Raw genomic sequence first — 19,793 nt, 5'->3', positions numbered from 1 at the left:
ACTGAACCTCGGGGACCGAAGCAGGCGACACCGGACGAGACCAGACGAAACCAGGGTAGCGGCATGGCGCGATGGATAGGGAGATTGAACGAGGGGAGCCTGCTCCGACGGACGCTGTTGTATGTCGGCACGTTCGTCCTCGGCTCTCTCACGTTCGTCGGGATCATGAGCCTTCTCCTCGTGTCGGTCGCCAGGACCGTCCTGCCGCCCCGCAACGCCGATGGATCCGCGGCGGAAGCGACGGAGGAGGCCGACAGCGAGGCCACCACCGCGACGAGCAAGACCGCCCTGGGCAAGACATCCCGCTCGAAGCGGCCGCGGCCCCCCTCGCCGGCCGAGCGCGAGAGCGCGCCGAGCGCGCCGAGCGCCGACTGAGCGGCGCCGCCTCCCCCCTTATCAACCCACGCAGAGAATATCGAGCCGACTGATGGTGATGACGACCCTCGAGCGACCCCGCTGCCTCCGGAGGAGGCTCCTCGCCGCGCCGGTGGCGGCGCTCGTGCTCGCCGCGGCGGCCCCGCCCGCCGCAGCGCAGCCCGCGAACCGCAACGCCCCCGTGCTGCGCACCCCTGGCCAGAGCACGCCGGCGCCGGGTCGCCCCGGGATCCCCTCCGGCGCGGCCGCCGCGGGCGCCGCGGGCGCGCCGGGCGCGGGCGCTGCAGGCACGGGCGCGCCGGGCGCCGCGGGTGCGCCGGGCGCGCCCGGCGCCGCGGGCGCGGCGGGCGACGCCGGAGACGATCCGCTCGCCGGGGTGAAGCAAGGCGTCCAGGAGATCGAGTTCAAGCCGAAGCCCGGCGGCTACAAGGTCAGCTTCAACCTCGACGAGGCCGATCTCCCCGAGCTGGTGAAGGCGATCAGCAACATCACCGGACGCCGCTTCATCTACGGCGGCAAGCTCCGGCAGATCAAGGCCACGGTGTACGCGCCGGAGAAGGTGACCGTCGCCGAGGCGTACAGCGCATTCCTGTCGATCCTCGCCTCGAACGACCTCACCGTCATCCCCCACGGGCGCTTCCTCAAGATCGTCGAGACGCCCGGCGCCGTGTCGGAGACGACCCCCGTGTTCGGCGCCGCCGCGCCCGTGCCCGCCGAGGATCGGTTCGTCACCCGCCTCTACCGGCTGTCCCATATCGACGCCAACGACGCGGGCGGCGTCCTGACCAAGTTCAAGTCGAAGGACGGCGACGTCACCGTCTACCCGCCCGGCAACCTGCTCATCATCACGGACACCGGATCGAACATCCAGCGCATGCTCCGCATCGTCGAGGAGATCGACGTCGGCGGCGCCGGCGATCAGCTCTGGGTGCAGCCGGTGCACTACGGCTCCGCGGCCGAGGTCGCGACGAAGCTGAACGAGATCGTGGACCCGAGGGCGGCGGGCGGCGCCGGCGGCAGGCCCGGCCGGGGCGGCGCCGGCGGCGGCGGCACCGGCGCCCGCATCATCGCGGACGACAGGACCAACTCGCTCATCATCACCGCCTCCGAGCCGGACTACCTGCGCGTCCTCGGCATCCTGAAGCGCCTCGACGTGCCGCAGTCGGGCGAGGGCCAGGTCCACGTGCTCTCGCTCCAGCACGCCGGCTGCAAGGAGCTGTCGGCGACCCTGAACCAGGTGCTCGGCGGCGGCAGCGGCGGTGGCGGCGCGGCCGTGGGCGGCCGGGGGGCCGCGCGCAACGCCCCCGCGGTGCCCGGCTCGACCGACGACATCTTCGAGGGCCAGGTGAAGGTCACCTGCGACGAGGCGAGCAACAAGCTCCTCATCACCTCGTCCCCCCACGATTACGCCCAGCTCCGCGCCGTGATCGACCAGCTCGACGAGCCGCGGCGGCAGGTGTTCATCGAGGCCGTGATCATGGACGTGAACGTCAACCGCTCGCTCGATTTCGGCATCGGCTACCACGCGGGCGCGCCGTTCGACACCGAGCAGGGCCAGGGCCTCGTGTACGGCGGCAACAACGTCGTCCCCTCGGTCGGCGGCTTGCCGTCGCAGCTCGGCGCGCTCGCGCTCGGCGTCCGGGGCGCCGAGATCCCGGGCTCGAACAACATCTTCGGGACGGGCCTGTCGATCCCCGCGTTCGGCGTCGTCCTCCACGCGCTGGCCCAGGACGGCGACTCCAACGTCCTCGCGACGCCGCACATCCTCGCGACCGACAACGTGCCGGCCGAGATCTCGATCGGCCAGAACATCCCGCTCCAGACCAACGTGGGCGGCGGCGGGCTCAACCAGCTCGCGAGCCTGGCGGGCGGCGCGGGGGCCGCAGCCGGGCTCGGCGGGCTCGGCGGGCTCGGCGGGCTGCTCGGCGGCCTCGGCGGCGCCGCCGCGCGTCAGGACGTCGGCACGAAGATCAAGGTCATCCCCCACGTCAACGACTCGGACCAGGTGCGGCTGGAGCTCACCGAGGAGATCTCCGACGCCGGCGCCCCCCTCGAGGGCGCGCTCGGCGCGATCCCCATCAACAAGCGCACCGCGAGCACCACCCTCGTCGTCCGGGACCAGCAGACCGTGGTGATCGGCGGCCTCGTGCGCGACGGCACGACGACCTCGGAGACGAAGATCCCGGTGCTCGGCGACATCCCGGTGCTCGGGTTCCTCTTCCGGCAGCGGGTCAGGACCAAGACGAAGACGAACCTGCTCCTCGTGCTGACGCCCTACGTCATCCGCGACCAGGAGGACCTCCGGGCCATCTTCGAGCGCAAGATGCAGGAGCGGCAGGAGTTCATCGACCGCTACTTCGTCTTCAGCGACAGCGCCGCGTGGGAGCCGCCGCGCGACTTCGGCCGGTCGAACGGGCTCGTCGAGGACATCCGGCAGTCGATCCTGACCGAGGAGGAGCGCGCGCGGCTCGAGGAGGAGGCCCGGCCGAAGGTGCCGCGGGAGCACACGCCGGTCGAGCCGGTGGGGCTGCCGGTCTTCGGCGGCAAGAGCGCCGGCGCCGGCGGGCCGATGCCCCCTGGTATGGAGATGGACGGCGACGCGCCCCCGCCCCCGCCGAACGGGGCCGCGCAGCCCCCGCGAACGCCGCGGCGGCCGATCGGCGGGCGGCAGATGGAGCGCGTCGAATGAGCATGCAGCAGTATCTTGGCGAGATCCTGGTCCGTCGGGGCGTCGTCCCCGCGGAGCGGCTCGTGCCGCTCTACGACACCGTCCGCGAGCGCGGTCAGCCGCTCGCGGACCTCATCGTCTCCTCCAACATCGCCGACGAGGCGAGCATCGCGAAGGCGCTCGCGGAGGAGTGCGAGGTCGGCTTCCTCCAGCGCATCGACATCGACGCGGTGCCGCTCGAGCTCGCGAGCCGGGTGCCGATCACCTACGCCAAGCAGCACAAGATCCTGCCGCTCGCCGAGCACGACGGGGTCGTCTACTGCGCGACCGCCGACCCCCTCGACACGACCGCGATCGACGACGTGCGGGCGCTGTTCGGCAAGCCGGTCGAGATCGCCGTCGCCACGAGCGACACCGTGCTGAACGCGATCAACCGCATCTGGGAGAAGAAGGAGGACGGCGGGGCGAAGCTCGAGGGCGAGGCGGCGCTCGAGGAGGACAACCTCGTCGACATCATCGACTCGGACGACGACGCGCCGATCATCGCCTGGGTCAACGGCCTCTTCGCGCAGGCCGTCCGCGAGCGCGCGAGCGACATCCACATCGAGCCCGAGGAGCGCGACGTCGTCGTCCGCTACCGGATCGACGGCGAGCTCTACGTCGCGAAGCGCGCCTCGAAGCAGTTCATGGCGCCGATCATCGCGCGCGTGAAGATCATGGCGTCGCTCAACATCGCCGAGAAGCGGCTCCCGCAGGACGGCCGCATCACGCTGAAGATCGCGGGCAAGAGCGTCGACATCCGCGTCTCCACGGTGCCGACGAGCCGCGGCTTCGAGCGGATCGTGATGCGTATCCTGCACAAGGCCTCGGTCCTGCTCGGGCTCGACGACCTCGGCTTCGCGCCGCGCGAGTACGCCCTGATGGACGGGCTCATCCAGCGGCCGGACGGCATCATCCTCGTCACCGGCCCGACCGGCAGCGGCAAGACGACCACGCTCTACGCCTGCCTCAACCGGATCAACGAGCCGAGCCGGAACATCCTCACGGCCGAGGACCCGGTCGAGTACGAGATCGGCGGCATTCACCAGATCCACGTCCATCCCGGGATCGGGCTCACGTTCGCCTCGGCGCTGCGCGCCTTCCTCCGGCAGGACCCGGACGTGATCATGGTCGGCGAGATCCGCGACAAGGAGACGGCCGAGATCGCCATCCACGCGTCGCTGACCGGCCACCTCGTGCTCTCGACCATCCACACGAACGACGCGGCCGGCGCCGTGACGCGCCTCGTCGAGATGGAGATCGAGCCGTTCCTCGTGCGGAGCAGCGTGATCGGCATCCTCGCCCAGCGCCTCGTGCGCCTGCTCTGCCCGACCTGCAAGGTCGCCTACCGCCCCTCCGACCACGAGCTCCAGCAGCTCGGCCTCGACCAGGACCGGCTCGCCTGGAAGGCCCGGCGGAAGCTGTCGAACCGGTACGGCGTGCACGGACAGAAATACGACTACATCGGGCAGGACATCGACCGGGCCGTGTTCTACAAACCCGGGGGCTGCGACGCCTGCAACCAGAAGGGCTTCATCGGCCGGCGGGGCATCTACGAGCTGATGATCATCGACGACGCGGTGGGCCCGCTCATCCTGAAGAGCGCGGACGCGCAGACCATCAAGCGGGTCGCCATTTCCCAGGGGATGGATACGCTCCGTGACGACGGGGCACGCAAGGTGCTCCAGGGCACCACCACCGTCGAGGAGGTGCTCGCGGCGACCCAGGAAGACGTCATCGTCGACGAGTAGGGAAGGCCGTGGCGGTATTCGAATACAAAGGCATCCTCGTCGGCACCGGCAAGCCGGTCAAAGGGGTCCGCGACGCGGAGAACGCGAAGGCCCTGCGCGCCGCCCTGCGCAAGGACGGCATCATGCTCACCGGCGCGACCGAGGAGCAGGCCGCCAAGGCGAAGGCGAAGCGCGACATCAAGATCCTCGCCTTCGCGGGCCGCCCCTCGACGTCCGAGGTCGCCGTGATGACCCGCCAGCTCGCGACGCTCATCGGCGCCGGCATCCCGCTCTTCGAGTCGCTCAACGCGCTCATCGAGCAGGTCGAGAAGGAGTCGCTGAAGAAGGTCCTCACGCAGGTGCGCGAGCAGGTGCGCGAGGGCACGAGCTTCGCGAAGGCCCTGGAGGCGCACCCCTCCGTCTTCCCGCCCCTCTACGTGAGCATGGTGCGCGCCGGCGAGGCCTCCGGCACGCTCGAGGGCGTGCTGACCCGCCTGACCACCTTCATGGAGAACCAGGCGAAGCTCGTGGGCAAGGTGACCGCGGCGCTCGCCTACCCGGCGCTGATGGCGCTCATCGGCATCGGGCTCATCTCGGTGCTCATGATCGCGGTCGTGCCGAACGTGACGGGCATCTTCGCCTCGATGGACCAGGCGCTGCCCTGGTACACCGCGGCGCTCATCGGCACGTCGGCGTTCGCCGCGAGCTACTGGTGGCTCGTGCTCATCGCGCTCGCCGGCGCGATTTACGGGTTCCGCCGCTGGGTGCGGACGCCGAAGGGGCGCCTCCGGTGGGACACGTTCGTGCTGCGGGCGCCGATCTTCGGCAAGCTCATCCAGATGCTCTCCATCGCGCGCTTCGCCCGGACGCTCGCGACGCTGCTCTCGTCGGGCGTCGCGCTCCTCAGCGCGATGGACATCGTGCGGAGCGTGCTCGGCAACGCCGCCCTGGAGAAGGTCGTCGTCGACGCCATCGGGTCGATCCGCGAGGGCCAGAGCATCGCCGAGCCGCTGAAGCGCAGCGGCCGGTTCCCGCCGATCGTCACCCACATGATCGCCATCGGCGAGAAGAGCGGGCAGCTCGAGTCGATGCTGGAGAACGTCGCCAACGCCTACGACTCCGCCGTGGAGACCCGCGTCCAGGTGCTCACCAGCCTGCTCGAGCCGCTCATGATCGTCATCATGGGCGGCGCGGTCGCGTTCATCGCGATCTCTATCCTCATGCCGCTCATCCAGATGTCGAGCTTCGTCGGGTAGGTGGCTCATGGGGCGGCGCAGGCAGCGAGAGAGCACGATCTTCTTCCCGTGGGAGCGCGGCGGCGGGCTCTTCCGGCGGAGCGGCGTGGCGCGCGCGAAGCCCTTCGCCGCCGGCATCGCGATGGCGGTCCTGCTGCTGCTGCTCGGCGCGCGCGAGCGGCGGCTCGTGGGAATTCGGTCGACCCGCGCCACGTTGTCCGTCGTCCACGGGGCGATCACGCTCTACCGCGCCGATCACGAGCGGCGGTGCCCGGGCTCCCTGGAAGAGCTGAAGCGCGAGGGATACCTCGCGATCGACCCGGTCGACGCGTGGGGCAGGCCGCTCCGGCTCACCTGCCCTGGCAGGAAGGATCCGGAGGGATACGATCTGATGAGCGACGGGCCGGACGGCGAAATCGGCGGACTTGACAGGGTGGAGTGAGAGATGGAGACGAACAGAGCAAGCAGCGCAAGAAGGATTCGACGGCTGGGCCGGAGGCTCTCGCGGGGCGTGACCCTGGTCGAGGTGCTGATCGTGGTGACGATCATGGCGATCATCGCCGGCGGCGCCACGCTCGTGGTGTGGCCGAAGCTCAAGCAGTCGCGCGTCAAGAGCGCCTATACCGGGGCGACGATCATCAAGAGCGCCGCGGAGCAGTACCAGCAGCTCGGCGCGGGCAGCGACGGGTGCCCGACCATCCAGACGCTGGTGAGCGCGAAGCAGATCGACGGCAACAAGACGGACGACCCCTGGGGCCAGCCGTACAAGATCAAGTGCGACGAGGCCACCAACGAGGTTCATGTCGTCTCGTCCGGCAACGACCGGAAAGAGAACACCCAGGACGACATCCGGGACGACATGAAGCAGTCGGAGCTCAACAAGATCGCGGAGATGTAACGCCGCGCTGGACGTAGGAGCGCCCATGACACGCCGTCGCACGAGGGGACTCACGCTGGTCGAGGTGCTGATCACCGTCACGGTGATCGCGCTCATCAGCGGCTCCGTCATGCTCGGCATGGGCGCGGTCACGAGCGCGCGGCTGAAGCGGAGCGCCGCGCTGCTCGCGGGCGCCGTCCGGGTCGCCTACGCGCACGCGAACGCGAAGTCGAAGCCGGTGCGGCTGGTCTTCGACTTCGAGGGGCGGATGATCGTGCTCGAGGAGTCCACGGGCGAGCTCCTCGTCGAGAAGAACGACCGGACCGGCGGCGCCGCCGCGGCCACCGAGGCCGAGCGGGCGGCGGTGGCGGAGGCCGAGGCGATCCTGAAGGGGCCGCGCGCGCCGCGGCCCTCGTTCGCGCCGGCGAAGGCGTACGGCTTCAACCCCGAGAAGGACAGCCCCGGCAAGGAGCTCTCGAGCGGCGTCCGCTTCCTCCAGATCGAGACGGGGCACCAGGACGAGCCCGTGACGGAGGGGCGGGCCTATCTCTATTTCTGGCCCGGCGGTCAGACCGAGCGCGCCGCGATCCAGCTCAGCCTGGGCGGCGCGGAGACCGAGGACTCGGTGATGACGGTGCTCGTCTCGCCGCTGACCGGCAAGACGGAGCTCAAGAAGGGCAAGGCGAGCATGCCGAGGCCGCGCGACGACGCCGAGGAGTCGGAGCGCGAGGACACGGGGTTCTGATGCGCGCCCGCGGCTTCACCCTGCTCGAGGTCATGGTGGCGGTCGCCATCCTCGGCCTCGGGCTCACGGCGATCCTATCGGCGCAGGCCGGCGCCTTCTCGGCCGCGGCGCACGCGAGGAGCATCAGCTTCGCGAACGGGCTCGCGCGCTGCAAGATGACCGAGATCGAGGAGCGGCTCGCCAGGGACGGCCTGCCGGCGCTCGACGAGATCGACAGCGGGCCGTGCTGCGAGGGCGACGAGTCGCCCAACGTGAAGTGCGACTGGCGCATCGAGAAGCCCGAGATGCCCGAGCCCAACTACGGCGACCTGGACCTCGACACCGGCCTGGAGGGGCTCGGGTTCAAGCCGGGCGAGTCGAGCGGCACCGCCCCGCCGAGCGGCGAGCTCGGCGATCTCGCGCAATCGTTCGCAGGCGGCGGCGCGGGGGGCGGCAGCTCGGCGGGCGGGGTCGCCGGGATCCTGCAGCCGTTCATCGACATGCTCGCGCCGACGCTGCAGCCCATCTTCGAGGCGAGCGCGCGGCGGGTGACGGTCCGGCTGATCTGGAAGCAAGGGGCGCGGGAGCACGCGCTCGAGCTCGTGCAGTGGGTCACGATCCCCCAGATGGGCCAGCCCGAGCAGGGCGCCGAGGGCAGCGGACAGGGGGGAGGAACATGACGGCGCGACGCGCGAGCACCCTCGCGGGGCGCCGGCGCCGCCGGCGCGCAGGCGGCATCACGCTCCTCGAGGTCCTCGTCTCGGTGGGGATCCTCGCCCTCATCGGCACGCTCATCTACGGCGCGTTCGACGGCATGAGCCGGGCGCGCTCGGGCATCTCCCGGATGAGCGACCGCTACCACCAGGGTCGCGGCGCGATCGCGCGCATCTCGCGCGAGCTCCAGACGGCCTTTCTGTCCCGGCACCAGCCGACCGACAAGAACATCGCGGTGCGGCTCACCGCCTTCACGGGCGAGGACGCGTCGCCCGCCGATCGCATCGATTTCACGGCGTTCGCGCACCGGAGGCTCCTCAGGAACACACACGAGTCGGACCAGTGCGAGATCGGCTATTTCGGATCGCGCGACCCCGAGCGCGACAAGCTCGATCTGGTGCGGCGCGAGGCGAAGACCATCGATATCGAGCCCACGAGGGGCGGGATCGTCAACGTGCTCGCCGAGGACATCGAGAGCTTCAACATCCAGTACCTCGATCCCGTCACCGGGGAGTGGACCGACTCGTGGGACTCGACGCAGCCGGCGGCGCAGCTCGACCGGCTCCCCTCGCAGGTGTGGGTGACGCTGGTCCTGAACGGCGGGCCGGGCGGGGAGCCCATCAAGTTCGAGACGAAGGTGCCTATCCCGATGCAGGTGCCCATCGCCTTCGGGAACACGACGCCATGAGCCGCCCCGGGCGCCATCACGCCGGGAGGCGCGCCTCCCACGCCGCGGCGGGCGGGCGCGCGCGCCGCCGTCTACGTGCGCGGGGCGACCGGCGGGGCGTGGCGCTGGTCATGGTGCTCGGCGCGATCACGGTGCTCACCGTGTTCCTGACCGAGCTCCAGGAGGAGACCTCCACCGAGCTCTCGGCGGCGCTCGCCGATCGCGACGCGCTCCGGGCCGAGTACTACGCGAAGAGCGCCGTGAACCTGTCGCGGATGCTGATCGCCGCCGAGCCGAGCGTGAGCACGGCGCTCGGGCCGATGCTCGGGATGATCGGCATGAAGAACGCCCAGGTGCCGGTCTGGAAGTTCACCGACATGTTCCTCGGCCCCTTCAACGCGCAGCTCGTCGAGCCCGGCGTGGAGCCGCCGCCGGCGCCCGCGGGCGAGGGCAGCGCGGCGGGCAAGAACCTGGGGCTCACCGGCGGCGGCCGCTTCGAGCTCAAGATCGTCGACGAGGACTCGAAGATCAACATCAACCGCGCTGCGGACGATGTAGCCATCTCGGACCAGCTCACCGTCGGAGGCCAGCTCGCCGGCCTCATGGCCCCCGAGCAGTACAATCCGCTCTTCGAGGAGCGCGACGGAGACGGCCAGTTCTCCGACCGCATGACCATCTGCAGCGCGCTCATCGACTGGGCCGATCCAGGCGACCAGACATTCAACTGCGACTTCAAGGGAGCACCGGGCTCCACCGGGGCCGAGGACAGCTTCTACCAGACGGTCGGCCTCCCGTATCTGCGCAAGAACGCCCCGTACGACTCGGTCGAAGAGCTACGGCTCGTCCGGGGCATGAGCGACGACTTCTGGGCGACGTTCGTCGATCCGGATCCGAGCAACCCCGACAAGAGGGTCCTTACCGTCTGGGGGAGCCGTAAGCAAAAGACGAACGTGATCTCGGCGAGCGCGCAGACGCTCTGGGCGCTGACGTGCAGCGACAACGTGGTGGATCGTGCGGCCACGCCGCTCTGCACCGATCCGAACCAGATGGCGTCGTTCCTGACCGTGACGTCGCTCGTGCAGAGCCTGACCGGGGGGCTCCTCTTTCCCACCGTGAAAGAATTCGAGATCGCGATGACCCAGAAAGAGGACAAATCGTCGATGCTCGGAACGATGATCGGGCAGCAGCTCAAGGCGATGGGCGTCGAGCCCGTCAAATTCAAGGCGAAGCCCTCGAGTTTTCTCGGCAACAGGAGCAGCTTCTTGAGCATCTACGCCGATGGCATCGTCCCGGGGAACAAGCGCGAGACGCGCGTGCGCATTCACGCCGTGGTCGATCTCACGGGGGCAGGGAAGCTCGAGGAGGTCAAGTCGAACCCGAACGAGCTCAACAGTCCCAGCTCCGACGGGACCGGCCCCGCCGCGACGCCGGATGCGTACGAACAAAAGGTCCGATCGAACCCCGCCGGGACGATCGTCTACTATCGCATCGACTAGGACACCCCTCCGGGAAGAAGCGCGGATATGCACAGGCTGCTCGGGATAGATGCTGGGAAATCCGTGGTGCGGGCGGCGCTCATCCGCACCGCCTACAGGAGGGTCTTCGTCGAGGCGCTCGGCGAGGTGGCCGTGACGGACGCGGTCTCCGAGGCCGAGGCGATCCGCGCCGCCGTGGGGCTCCACCGCCCCGACGGCGCGGCGATCGCGCTCTCCGGCGAGCGATCGTTCTACCGCCGCCTGGATCTGCCCGCGGCCGCGCAGAAGGAGGTCGAGAACATCCTCGGCTTCGAGCTCGAGGCCACGGTGCCGTTCGAGATGGAGGACGCGGTCTTCGACTACCGCATGCTGAAGCGGCCGCCCGGCGTCGAGACGCTGCCCGTCTTCGCCGCGGTCGCGCGCGCGGACGACGTGCGCGAGCGCATCGCCGTCGTGAAGGAGGCGCTCGGCTTCGAGCCGGAGCGCGTCGCGCTCGGCGCGGTGGCGCTCGCCAACCTCGAGGCCGTCATGCCGGAGCTCGCCGCGCCGACCAGCGCGGGCGCGAGCGCGCCCATCGCGATCCTCGACCTCGATCACCTCACCTCCGAGATCGTGATCCTCTCCGGCGGAGAGCCCGTCTTCGCCCGCACGCTGTCGCGGGGGACGGCCGGCCTCCCCGGGACGGCGCCGGCGCTCGCGCGCGAGCTCCGCCAGACCCTCGCGGCGTGGCGCAACCTCGGCGGCGAGCCGCTCGCGGGGATGTACCTCGTCGGCGGCGGCGCGACCGCGCAGGGCGCCGAGCTGTTCCTGTCGACCCAGCTCGGCCTCACCATCCTGCCGCTGCCGACGCCTCGCCTCGAAGGGCTCACGCCCGAGCAGGCCGCGGCGCTGCCCCGCTTCGCCAAGGCGCTCGGCCTCGCGCTCGGGCTCACGCCGAAGACCAAGGGGTTCAACCTCAGGAAGGGCGCGCTCGAGGCCGAGCGCAGCTACCCGTTCCTGCGCGAGAAGATCCCGATCCTCGCCGGCCTGGGCACCGTCATCGCGCTGAGCTTCGGGTTCTCCGTCGTGGCGGAGATGCGCACCCTCGACGCGGAGCGGGAGCTCCTGCTCGCCTCGCTCGCGACCGCGTCCCGCGACGTGCTCGGCGAGGAGACGAGCGACCCCGTGAAGGCCCGCGAGCTGCTCGACCAGGGGCCCGGCGCGGCCGACGAGGACCCCATGCCCCGCGTCGACGCCTTCGACGTCATGGTGCAGCTCTCGAAGGCGGTGCCGAAGGAGATCGTTCACGACGTCCTCGAGCTCGACGTGAACCGCGGCCACACGACCATCCAGGGCGTGGTCCCGTCGGTGTCCGACGCGCAGATCATCGCGGATCACATGAAGGAACACCGCTGCTTCCGCGACGTGAAGATCGCGCGGACGAGCCAGTTCACCGAGGGCAGGCACAAGTACGTCCTCGAGCTGGATCTCAAGTGCGAGGACAAGAAGAAGAAGAAGCCCGGCGCCGCTGACGCGGCGGACAGCGCCGCCGCGGGCGCGGCGGACAAACCGGAGGGATCGCGATGACGCTCCGCGAGCGACTCGACAAGCTGGAGCCGCGCGAGCGCCGGCTCCTCACCATCCTCCTCGGCTTCCTGGCCGTGTGCGTGCTCCTGCTCGTGCCGATCGGGCTCGCGAGCGTCGCCTCCAGCAAGCGCACCGAGAACCAGGAGATGCGCGATCTGCTCCAGTCGATCTACGAGGCCTCCGGGAAGGTCAACGAGCGAAAGGCGCAGCGGGACGCGCTGCTCGCGCGCTACGCGCGGCCCGCGCCGCCCCTCGCCGGCTTCATCGAGGACGCGGCGAAGCAGCAGGGGCTCGCCGCGGCCGAGTCGCAGGATCGCCCCGACGTCCCGCACGGGAAGAAGTACACCGAGCGCGTCACGGTGGTGAAGATGCACCGGATCGGGATGCTCGGGCTCGCCAAGATGCTCGAGCGCGTCGAGAGCTCGGGCCACCCGGTCGCGGTGACGCGGCTGAACATCAAGCCGCGCGCCGGAGAGCCGGACTCCTACGAGGTGGAGCTCGGCATCTCCGCGTTCGACCGGAAGGGCGATCCCCAGCCGGCGAGCCCCGCGCCGACCGCGGCCCCCACGGGCGACGTCGAGGAGGAAGAGCTGTGAAAGCGCGTCTCCTCAAGATCGCGAAATGGGCCGTCTATCCGCTCTTTTACCTCTTCTGTCTGGGGCTCTTCGGCTACCTCACGTTCCCCTATGACCGGCTCAAGGACCGGCTGATCGCCGAGTTCGACCGCGCGCAGCAGAAGCGGGGCTCCGGCCCGGCGCAGCGCCTCGAGATCGACGAGCTCGACGCCTACTGGTTCACGGGGGTCGAGATGCGGGGCGTGCGCCTCATCATGCCCCCGAACGAGGTCGGATCGAGCAGCAGGGCGAGCGCCGCCGCCTTCACCTCGGGCGACGCCGCGAAGGACGGCGCGCCGAAGCCGAGCGTCATCGAGATCGACGAGGCGCACGCCCGGTTGAAGATCCTCCCCCTCCTGATCGGGCGGATGCGGGTCTCGTTCTGGGCGAGCGTGTTCGGCGGCGAGGTCGAGGGCGTGGTCCCGATGGGCAAATCGGGCGGCGAAATGCACGTCGAGGTCTCGGACGTCGAGCTCGCCAAGGTGGGTCCGCTCGGGGACATCCTCGGCCTGCCCATCGCCGGCACGCTGACCGCGACCCTCGAGCTCGACGCGCCGGAGGGCAAGTTCAACAAGGCGAACGGCACGCTCGAGGTCTCGGCCAAGGAGGTCTCGGTCGGCGACGGCAAGACGAAGATCCAGGGGCTCATCGCGCTCCCGGAGGCCAAGCTGGGGGAGCTCGTCCTGTCGGCGGAGGCGAAGGAAGGTGTCCTCAAGATCACGAAGCTGACCGCGAACGGCTCGGACCTCGAGCTCGACGGCGACGGCAAGGTCAACATGCGCGAGCCGTGGAACAACTCCACGGCGGATCTCTACGTCCGCTTCAAGTTCACCGATGCGTACCGGTCGAAGAACGATCTCACCAAATCGCTGCTCGGCGCGCCGGGCTCGAACATGGCCGGGCTGATCGAGATGCAGCAGCCCAAGATGAAGCGGTCGAAGCGCGCCGACGGCTTCTACGGCTGGCACATCCACGGCGCGCTGAAGCGGCCGCGGTTCGATCCGCACGCCGCGGACTCGCCCGCGGCGCGCGGCCGCAGCAAGCCGGGCGACACGCCGGGGTCGAGCCCGATCACGACCGCGCGGAAGCCCGCCGGTCTGAACCAGCCGCCCGGCGCCTCGGAGCCCGCCGCCAGGGACAGCGACGACCACGGGAGCCCTCCCCCGCCGCCGCCGCCTCAGGCCCCGCCGTCGACCGAGGACGAGTCGCCCGAGCCGCGGCCGCGGCCGATGCCGTCTCCGCCCGCCGAGGGCGAGGGCGCGCCTCCGGTCGAGTAGCGCCTCACCTCACGCTCCGAGGACTCGTCCATGCGGGACCCCAGCCGGCAGCAGAACCGGCGCATTCTGCTGATCGACGACAACGCGGCAATCCACGACGATTTCCGCAGGATACTCCGGTGCGACGCGGAGACATCGGCCTTCGATCGCCTCGAATCGGCGCTGCTCCGCGAGCCGCCCGGCCGGGCGCCGGTGCGGTTCGAGCTCACGTCCGCGACCCAGGGTGCGGAGGGGCTGGAGAAGGTCCGGGAGGCGCTGCAGCGCGGCGCCCCGTACGCCCTCGTCTTCGTGGACGCGCGCATGCCGCCGGGGTGGGACGGCCTCGAGACGCTCTCCCGCATCTGGAAGGAAGACTGCGCCATCCAGGCCGTCATCTGCTCGGCGTACTCGGACTACTCGTGGGAGGAGATCTCCGCGCGGTTCGGCCAAACGGACAACCTGCTCATCCTCGCGAAGCCGTTCGACCCGAGCGAGGTGCGGCAGATGGCCTTCGCGCTCACCGAGAAGTGGAACCAGCGCCGCGCCCTCGCCGAGGCCAACTACAAGGTGTCGGCGCAGTACACGGTGACCAGGATCCTCGTCGAGGCGACCACGCTGTCCGAGGGCGTCCTCGCCCTCCTCGGCGCGCTCGGGGAGACGCTCGGCTTCCGGTTCGGCGCCCTGTGGCTCGGCGACGACGAGAGCGACGGGCTGCGCTGCGAGCACACGTGGAGCGCCGCGCCCGACGACGCGGCCGCGCTCGAGGCGGCGACGCGGGGCGCCCGGTTCGCCCGCGACGCGGGGCTGCCCGGCCGCGCGCACGCGCAGGGTGAGCCGAGCTGGTTCGTCGACCTCGACGCCGTCGAGGACGACCCGCGCGCGCAGGCGGCGCGGGGCGCCGGCCTCCGCTTCGCGGTCGAGCTCCCCATCGCGGTGCGCGCCGACGGGCACGTCGCGGCCGTGCTGGAGCTCATGGACGCCGAGCCGCGCGAGCCCGACCCGGGGCTGCTCGACGTGCTGCTCGCCGTCGCCGCCAAGGCCGGTCACTTCATCGGCAGCAAGCGCGTCGAGGCCGCCCTGCGCCGGAGCGAGGCGAACAACCGCGCGCTCCTCGACGCCATCCCCGACACGATCCTCCGGATCAGCAGCGACGGCATCTGCCTCGACTTCAAGGCGTCCAGGGAGTCGCGGCCGACGCTCCGCGCCGAGGACTTCCTGCACCGGCATGTCTCCGACGTGTTCCCTGCCCGCGTGGCTGAGCAGATCAGCGAGCGCGTGGCGCGGGCGCTCACCGACGAGGCGACGCACGTCTTCGAGTACCAGGAGCAGCAGAACGACGGCGCGCGCGAGTACGAGGTCCGGATCGCCGGCAGGGACCAGGCCGAGGCGGTCGTGATCGTGCGCGACATCACCGAGCGCAAGCGCGCCGAGGCGGAGGCCGAGGCGCGGCGCGCCCGCGAGGAGGCCCTCCGGGCGCAGAACGAGATCCTCGCGGCGCTGTCGACCCCGCTCATCCCCATCAGCGACGACATCGTCGTGATGCCGCTCGTCGGCGCGCTCGACGCGCAGCGGGTGCGCCGGGTGCAGGAGACGCTGGTGCGCGGCGTCGCGTCCCGCCGCGCGCACGCCGCGATCCTCGACATCACCGGGGTGCCGCAGATCGACGGCCAGTGCGCCGACGAGCTCCTGCGCGCCGCCGTCGCGGTGCGCCTGCTCGGCTCGGAGGTGATCATCACGGGCCTGCGCCCCGACGTCGCCAGGACGCTCGTCGAGCTCGGCGTCGACATGAGCGGGATCGTCACGCACAACACCCTGCAAAACGGCATCGCCTCCGCGATGACCTCCGCGGCCGCCCGCGGCAAGCGCAGGCGGCGCCGCGCGAGGCGCAGGTAGCGGCGGTCGGCGCGGGGCGCTCGCGCGCTCGAGCGCTCGAGCGCTCAGCGACCCTTGACGGCTTGCGCGGCTTGCGCGGCGTGCGCGGCGTGCCGATCGAGGGCGGCGAGGACGCGGTCGTAGTCGGGCGGCAGCTCGACCGGGGGGTTGGCGTGCCGGCTCGTGACGTCCGCGAGCGCGCGCTCGTGGTATTTCACCTTGAATTCCGTGAACTTGAGGCCGTTCGCCGTCGAGACCACGACCACCCGCTGGCGCTTCTCCACGAGGCCCTTCTTCACGAGCTTCTCCAGCGCGGCGAGGGCGACCGCCGTGTGCGGGCAGGTGTACATCCCGGTGCGGTCGGCGCGCGCCGCCGCGTCGCAGAGCTCGTCCTCGGTCACCTCCTCCGCGACCCCGTTCATCGCCTGGAGCGCCATCATCGCCCGCGGCGCGCTCACCGGGTTGCCGATCTGGATCGCGCTCGCCAGCGTCTCTCCCGCCTTCATCGGCACGACCTCGCTCCGCCCCTCGGACCACGCCCGGTAGAGCGGGTTGGCCTGCGCCGCCTGCGCCACGCACAGGCGCGGGAAGCGCGTCGTCAGCCCGAGGTCCTTCAGCATCTTGAAGCCCGCGTAGAGGGCGTAGGCGTTGCCGAGGTTGCCGCTCGGCAGGACGACCCAGTCGGGCAGCGTCCAGTCGAACTGCTGCACGATCTCGATGGCCACGGTCTTCTGGCCCTCGAGGCGCAGCGCGTTCATCGAGTTCGCCAGGTAGACCACGCCGTCGGCCGAGAGGCGCTGCACGATGGCCATGCAGCCGTCGAAGTCGGTGTCGAGCGACAGGACCAGCGCCCCCGACGCGATCGGCTGGACGAGCTGCGCCATCGACACCTTGCCCCGCGGCAGCAGCACGACGACGGGCAGCCCGGCCGCGGCGCCGTACGCCGCGAGCGACGCCGAGGTGTCCCCCGTCGACGCGCACGCGATCGCCCGCACCTCGAGGCCCTCGCGGATCGCCTTGTTCACCACCGAGACGAGCACCGTCATCCCGAGGTCCTTGAACGACCCCGTATGGCTGTTGCCGCAGAGCTTGACCCAGACCTCATCCAGCCCGAGCGAGCGGCCGTAGCGGTCCGCCCAGAACAGGTTGGTGCCGCCCTCGTCCATCGACACGATCGCCTCGTCCGGCACCTCGGGCGCGACCCACTCCCGCTTGCCCCACACCCCGGAGCCGTAGGGCCACACCGTGCGCTTGTAGCGCTCGTCGAAGAGCTTCATCCACGTGGCGGGGCTCCGGTCCCGGAGCGCGTCGATGTCGTGGGCGACGTCGAGCAGGCCGCCGCAGGTGGGGCATCGATAGAGGGGCTGCGTCAGCGGGTAGCTCCCGGGACAGCCGGTCAGACATCGGAATGCAGCAGTGTAGGCCATGGCAATACGGATCTCCTGGGTGGCGGGAAGCGCCCGCGGGAGGTGGTGTTGATCAGTCGAAGCGTGGGGCTTCCATGCCGAGCCGCCTATAGAAGTAGATCGCCGCGTTCCTGGCAAACGATCCCTGCGGAACATAGACGTCATCCGGCTCCGGGAGCGGCTCTTCCGCCGAGAGCGGCCCGTCGCGGTCGCCGGCCAGCCGCTCGAGGTCCTCGAGGAACGCCTCCATCGAGGGATAGCGGTTCTCGGGGTGCTTCCGGATCGCCTTCAGGATCACGGCCTCGAGCGGCGGGTCGATGCCGCGGCGCTTCTCCGAGGGGCGGGGCGGCGGGGTCACGAGCTGCCGGGCGAGGAGCTCCGCCTGCTCCGAGCGCGGGAACGGGAGCTCGCCGGTGAAGGTCCGGAACATGACCACGCCGAGCCCGTAGACGTCGGTGCGGGCGTCGGGCCGGTCGCTCACGACCTGCTCGGGCGCCATGTACTCGAGGGTGCCCACCGCGGTGCCGGTCGCGGTGATGTGGTCCGCGGCCTGCATCTTCGCCAGGCCGAAGTCGAGCACCTTGACCGCGTACGGGTCGCCCTGCGCGCCCACGAGGTAGATGTTGTCCGGCTTCACGTCGCGGTGGATGATCCCGGCGCGATGCGCGGCGGCGAGCCCGGACGCGGCCTGCGACAGCACCGGGATGGCGAGGTCGGCGTCCATGCGGCGCTCGCGCCGGAGCCAGTCGCCGAGCGACTCGCCGAAGAGGTACTCCATGACGAGGTAGGGGGCGCCGTCGACGTCGCGCGTGCCGGCGTCCAGCACCCGGACGATGTTCGGGTGCCCGATGATGGCGGCGCTCTGCGCCTCGCGCACGAACCGCTCGCGCGTCCGCTCCGCCCGGGCGGCGAACGCCTCGAGGACCTTGATCGCGACGGGCTGCCCGGTCTCGAGCTCCACGGCGAGGTAGACGCGCGCCATCGCCCCCTTGCCGAGGTAGCCGCGCACCTCGTAGCGCTCCCCGAGGACGGTGCCCCGCAGCCGGGTCGGCTTGAACCGGAACAGCTCGATGCGCCGCGCCTCGGCGAGCTCCGCGCCGTCGTAGGGGCAGAACCGATGGCCCGCGTCGTACTCCCGGTGGCAGCGCGCGCAGAACATGGCCACGCATCGAATAGCGCCCCGCGCTCCAGCCACGCAAGCCCGCTCGCTCGGCGCGGGCTGCCGCGGCGCGCCGCCGCGCGCCCCGCGCTCACCCCACCCGGCGCGGCGAGCGCCCCGTCAGCTTCGTGTACGCGTGATAGCCGAGCCAGCGGATCGGCTCGGGCGGGACGCCCCCGAGGGGGGCCATGTAGAAGGGCAGCTCCCGCCACCGGGCGTGGTCGCCCGCGTAGAGGTCGCAGAGCACGCGGCCGGCGAGGTTGGCCAGGGTCACGCCGTGGCCGCTGTACCCGAGGGCGTAGTAGACGTTCCGGTGCTCGCCGCGCACCCCCATGCTGCAGAGGCGGCTCATCGTGATGCCGAGCGTCCCCGTCCAGCGGTGCGCGATCCGCAGCCGCTCGGCGGCGGGGAAATAGCCGATCATCCGGCGCCGGATCGCCTCGAACGCCGGCCCCGCCGAGCCGGGTGAGCCCGGGTAGGAGGTCCGGTTCCCGTAGAGATAGGCGTACGCCGCGTTGCTGCCCCCGCCGAACACGATCTCGCCGGCGGGGGTCATGCTGGCGTAGGCGATCCGGTCGTGATCGTCGCTGAAGCCGGCGACCTGCCCCCAGCCGAGCGCGGCGCGCGCCTCGGCGTCGAGCGGCTCGGTCGCGATCACGTGGGAGTGCAGCGGGAAGACGCCGGTCTTGAAGTAGCCGAGCCGCGGCGTGTAGCCGTTCGTCGCGAGCACGATGGCCGCGGCCCGGACGACCCCGCCCGGCGTGGTCAGCTCGATCGTGCGCCCCTCGCGGATCCGGAGCACCGGCGTGTCCTCGTGGAGGGCGACCCCCCTGGCCAGGAGCAGCGGCCGCAGGCTGCGCAGCAGGTCGACCCCGTTGAGCTGCCCCTCGGTCGCGTCCAGCACGGCCCCGGCCGCCCCGCGGATGCCGAGCCGCTGCGCCAGCGCCGCGCTGTCCAGGTACTGTAGCGGAATGCCCCAGCCGGCGAGCTGCTCCACCCGCGCATGGGCCAGCTCGGCCCGGCGCGCGTCGGTGAGCACCTCCATGCAGCCGTCGCGGCGGTAGCGCACCGGGAGGCCGTGCTCCTGGATGAGGGCGACGATCCCGTCGATCCCCTCCCGCGTCGTCTCGTGGACGCGGCGCGTGAGCTCTGGATCACGGTAACTCACCCCGTTGATCCAGTTCAGCATCATCCCCCCGTTGCGGCCGCTCGCACCATTCGCGAGGTGACGCGCCTCGAGGATCATGACGCGGAGGCTCGGAAATCTACGGATTAGATGGTATGCCGTGGAGACTCCGGTGAACCCTCCCCCGATGATGGCCACATCCGCCACGGCGTCCTCGCGCAGCGGCGGGACGGGCTCATAGGCCGGGGCCGCGTCGCTCCACACCGAGCGAGCGGAATCGATGTCCGTAC

General features: G+C 71.0%; 17 protein-coding genes. 14 read left to right on the top strand and 3 right to left on the bottom strand.

Going from position 1 to position 19,793, the window contains the following annotated elements; all coding sequences use genetic code 11:
* Positions 1–63: 63 nt before the first annotated feature.
* From WME96_RS46965 to WME96_RS46900, 14 genes are read left to right on the top strand one after another with little or no spacing between them, the layout of a single operon-like run.
* Positions 64–375, top strand: coding sequence for a hypothetical protein (locus WME96_RS46965; RefSeq protein WP_437288048.1), 312 nt, complete (start codon positions 64–66; stop codon positions 373–375).
* A 58-nt stretch (positions 376–433) separates the two neighbouring features.
* A complete protein-coding gene (gspD, locus tag WME96_RS46960) occupies positions 434–3,064 on the top strand; it encodes a type II secretion system secretin GspD (RefSeq protein ID WP_437288047.1) in 2,631 nt (876 codons plus the stop codon).
* A gap of 2 nt (positions 3,065–3,066) precedes the next feature.
* Positions 3,067–4,833, top strand: coding sequence for a type II secretion system ATPase GspE (gspE, locus tag WME96_RS46955; RefSeq protein WP_437288046.1), 1,767 nt, complete (start codon positions 3,067–3,069; stop codon positions 4,831–4,833).
* 8 nt (positions 4,834–4,841) lie between these two features.
* Positions 4,842–6,068, top strand: coding sequence for a type II secretion system inner membrane protein GspF (gspF, locus tag WME96_RS46950; protein WP_433932436.1), 1,227 nt, complete (start codon positions 4,842–4,844; stop codon positions 6,066–6,068).
* A 7-nt stretch (positions 6,069–6,075) separates the two neighbouring features.
* Positions 6,076–6,489 carry a type II secretion system protein GspG gene (locus WME96_RS46945; protein ID WP_061615412.1) on the top strand — a complete coding sequence of 138 codons (414 nt, stop codon included), beginning with the start codon at positions 6,076–6,078 and terminating at the stop codon, positions 6,487–6,489.
* 3 nt (positions 6,490–6,492) lie between these two features.
* Positions 6,493–6,945, top strand: coding sequence for a type II secretion system protein (locus tag WME96_RS46940; RefSeq protein ID WP_437288045.1), 453 nt, complete (start codon positions 6,493–6,495; stop codon positions 6,943–6,945).
* A gap of 25 nt (positions 6,946–6,970) precedes the next feature.
* Positions 6,971–7,669, top strand: a complete 699-nt coding sequence (locus WME96_RS46935) for a pilus assembly FimT family protein (protein WP_437288044.1) — start codon at positions 6,971–6,973, stop codon at positions 7,667–7,669.
* Positions 7,669–8,328, top strand: a complete 660-nt coding sequence (locus tag WME96_RS46930; protein ID WP_437288043.1) for a type IV pilus modification PilV family protein — start codon at positions 7,669–7,671, stop codon at positions 8,326–8,328. The genes WME96_RS46935 and WME96_RS46930 overlap by 1 nt, the downstream gene beginning before the upstream one ends.
* A complete protein-coding gene (locus WME96_RS46925) occupies positions 8,325–9,050 on the top strand; it encodes a type II secretion system protein GspJ (protein WP_437288042.1) in 726 nt (241 codons plus the stop codon). Before WME96_RS46930 ends, WME96_RS46925 begins: the two co-directional genes overlap by 4 nt.
* Positions 9,047–10,525 (top strand): general secretion pathway protein GspK, encoded by a 1,479-nt coding sequence (locus WME96_RS46920; protein ID WP_437288041.1) that lies wholly within the window; start codon positions 9,047–9,049, stop codon positions 10,523–10,525. Before WME96_RS46925 ends, WME96_RS46920 begins: the two co-directional genes overlap by 4 nt.
* A 27-nt stretch (positions 10,526–10,552) precedes the next feature.
* Positions 10,553–12,070 (top strand): type IV pilus biogenesis protein PilM, encoded by a 1,518-nt coding sequence (gene pilM, locus WME96_RS46915; protein ID WP_437288040.1) that lies wholly within the window; start codon positions 10,553–10,555, stop codon positions 12,068–12,070.
* Positions 12,067–12,666, top strand: coding sequence for a hypothetical protein (locus tag WME96_RS46910; protein WP_437288039.1), 600 nt, complete (start codon positions 12,067–12,069; stop codon positions 12,664–12,666). The genes pilM and WME96_RS46910 overlap by 4 nt, the downstream gene beginning before the upstream one ends.
* On the top strand, positions 12,663–13,961 hold the full coding sequence (gene gspN, locus WME96_RS46905) for a type II secretion system protein GspN (protein ID WP_437288038.1): 1,299 nt from the start codon (positions 12,663–12,665) through the stop codon (positions 13,959–13,961). The genes WME96_RS46910 and gspN overlap by 4 nt, the downstream gene beginning before the upstream one ends.
* Before the next feature lie 30 nt (positions 13,962–13,991).
* Positions 13,992–15,833 (top strand): STAS domain-containing protein, encoded by a 1,842-nt coding sequence (locus WME96_RS46900; protein ID WP_437288037.1) that lies wholly within the window; start codon positions 13,992–13,994, stop codon positions 15,831–15,833.
* A gap of 44 nt (positions 15,834–15,877) precedes the next feature.
* Here the strand turns inward: WME96_RS46900 and thrC are convergent, their stop codons facing one another.
* From thrC to WME96_RS46885, 3 genes are all read right to left on the bottom strand, one after another.
* Positions 15,878–17,239 carry a threonine synthase gene (thrC, locus tag WME96_RS46895; RefSeq protein ID WP_433932421.1) on the bottom strand — a complete coding sequence of 454 codons (1,362 nt, stop codon included), beginning with the start codon at positions 17,237–17,239 and terminating at the stop codon, positions 15,878–15,880.
* Between the two features lie 52 nt (positions 17,240–17,291).
* Positions 17,292–18,377, bottom strand: a complete 1,086-nt coding sequence (locus WME96_RS46890; RefSeq protein WP_061615872.1) for a serine/threonine-protein kinase — start codon at positions 18,375–18,377, stop codon at positions 17,292–17,294.
* A gap of 91 nt (positions 18,378–18,468) precedes the next feature.
* On the bottom strand, positions 18,469–19,767 hold the full coding sequence (locus tag WME96_RS46885; RefSeq protein WP_437292430.1) for an NAD(P)/FAD-dependent oxidoreductase: 1,299 nt from the start codon (positions 19,765–19,767) through the stop codon (positions 18,469–18,471).
* Positions 19,768–19,793: the final 26 nt, after the last annotated feature.

The organism is Sorangium sp. So ce406 (assembly GCF_051474675.1).
GTDB classification, from domain to species: domain Bacteria; phylum Myxococcota_A; class Polyangia; order Polyangiales; family Polyangiaceae; genus Sorangium; species Sorangium cellulosum_G.
The sequence above is the reverse complement of the archived record's forward strand: the minus strand, read 5'-3'. Positions and strand labels throughout refer to the sequence as shown.

Excerpts from the sequence above, each read along its gene's own strand:
- WME96_RS46965 (WP_437288048.1), top strand. The coding sequence starts at position 64 with ATGGCGCGATGGATAGGGAGATTGAACGAGGGGAGCCTGCTCCGACGG.
- gspD (WP_437288047.1), top strand. The coding sequence starts at position 434 with ATGACGACCCTCGAGCGACCCCGCTGCCTCCGGAGGAGGCTCCTCGCC.
- gspE (WP_437288046.1), top strand. The coding sequence starts at position 3,067 with ATGCAGCAGTATCTTGGCGAGATCCTGGTCCGTCGGGGCGTCGTCCCC.
- WME96_RS46945 (WP_061615412.1), top strand. The coding sequence starts at position 6,076 with ATGGGGCGGCGCAGGCAGCGAGAGAGCACGATCTTCTTCCCGTGGGAG.
- WME96_RS46940 (WP_437288045.1), top strand. The coding sequence starts at position 6,493 with ATGGAGACGAACAGAGCAAGCAGCGCAAGAAGGATTCGACGGCTGGGC.
- WME96_RS46935 (WP_437288044.1), top strand. The coding sequence starts at position 6,971 with ATGACACGCCGTCGCACGAGGGGACTCACGCTGGTCGAGGTGCTGATC.
- WME96_RS46930 (WP_437288043.1), top strand. The coding sequence starts at position 7,669 with ATGCGCGCCCGCGGCTTCACCCTGCTCGAGGTCATGGTGGCGGTCGCC.
- WME96_RS46925 (WP_437288042.1), top strand. The coding sequence starts at position 8,325 with ATGACGGCGCGACGCGCGAGCACCCTCGCGGGGCGCCGGCGCCGCCGG.
- WME96_RS46920 (WP_437288041.1), top strand. The coding sequence starts at position 9,047 with ATGAGCCGCCCCGGGCGCCATCACGCCGGGAGGCGCGCCTCCCACGCC.
- pilM (WP_437288040.1), top strand. The coding sequence starts at position 10,553 with ATGCACAGGCTGCTCGGGATAGATGCTGGGAAATCCGTGGTGCGGGCG.
- WME96_RS46910 (WP_437288039.1), top strand. The coding sequence starts at position 12,067 with ATGACGCTCCGCGAGCGACTCGACAAGCTGGAGCCGCGCGAGCGCCGG.
- WME96_RS46900 (WP_437288037.1), top strand. The coding sequence starts at position 13,992 with ATGCGGGACCCCAGCCGGCAGCAGAACCGGCGCATTCTGCTGATCGAC.
- thrC (WP_433932421.1), bottom strand. The coding sequence starts at position 17,239 with ATGGCCTACACTGCTGCATTCCGATGTCTGACCGGCTGTCCCGGGAGC.
- WME96_RS46890 (WP_061615872.1), bottom strand. The coding sequence starts at position 18,377 with ATGTTCTGCGCGCGCTGCCACCGGGAGTACGACGCGGGCCATCGGTTC.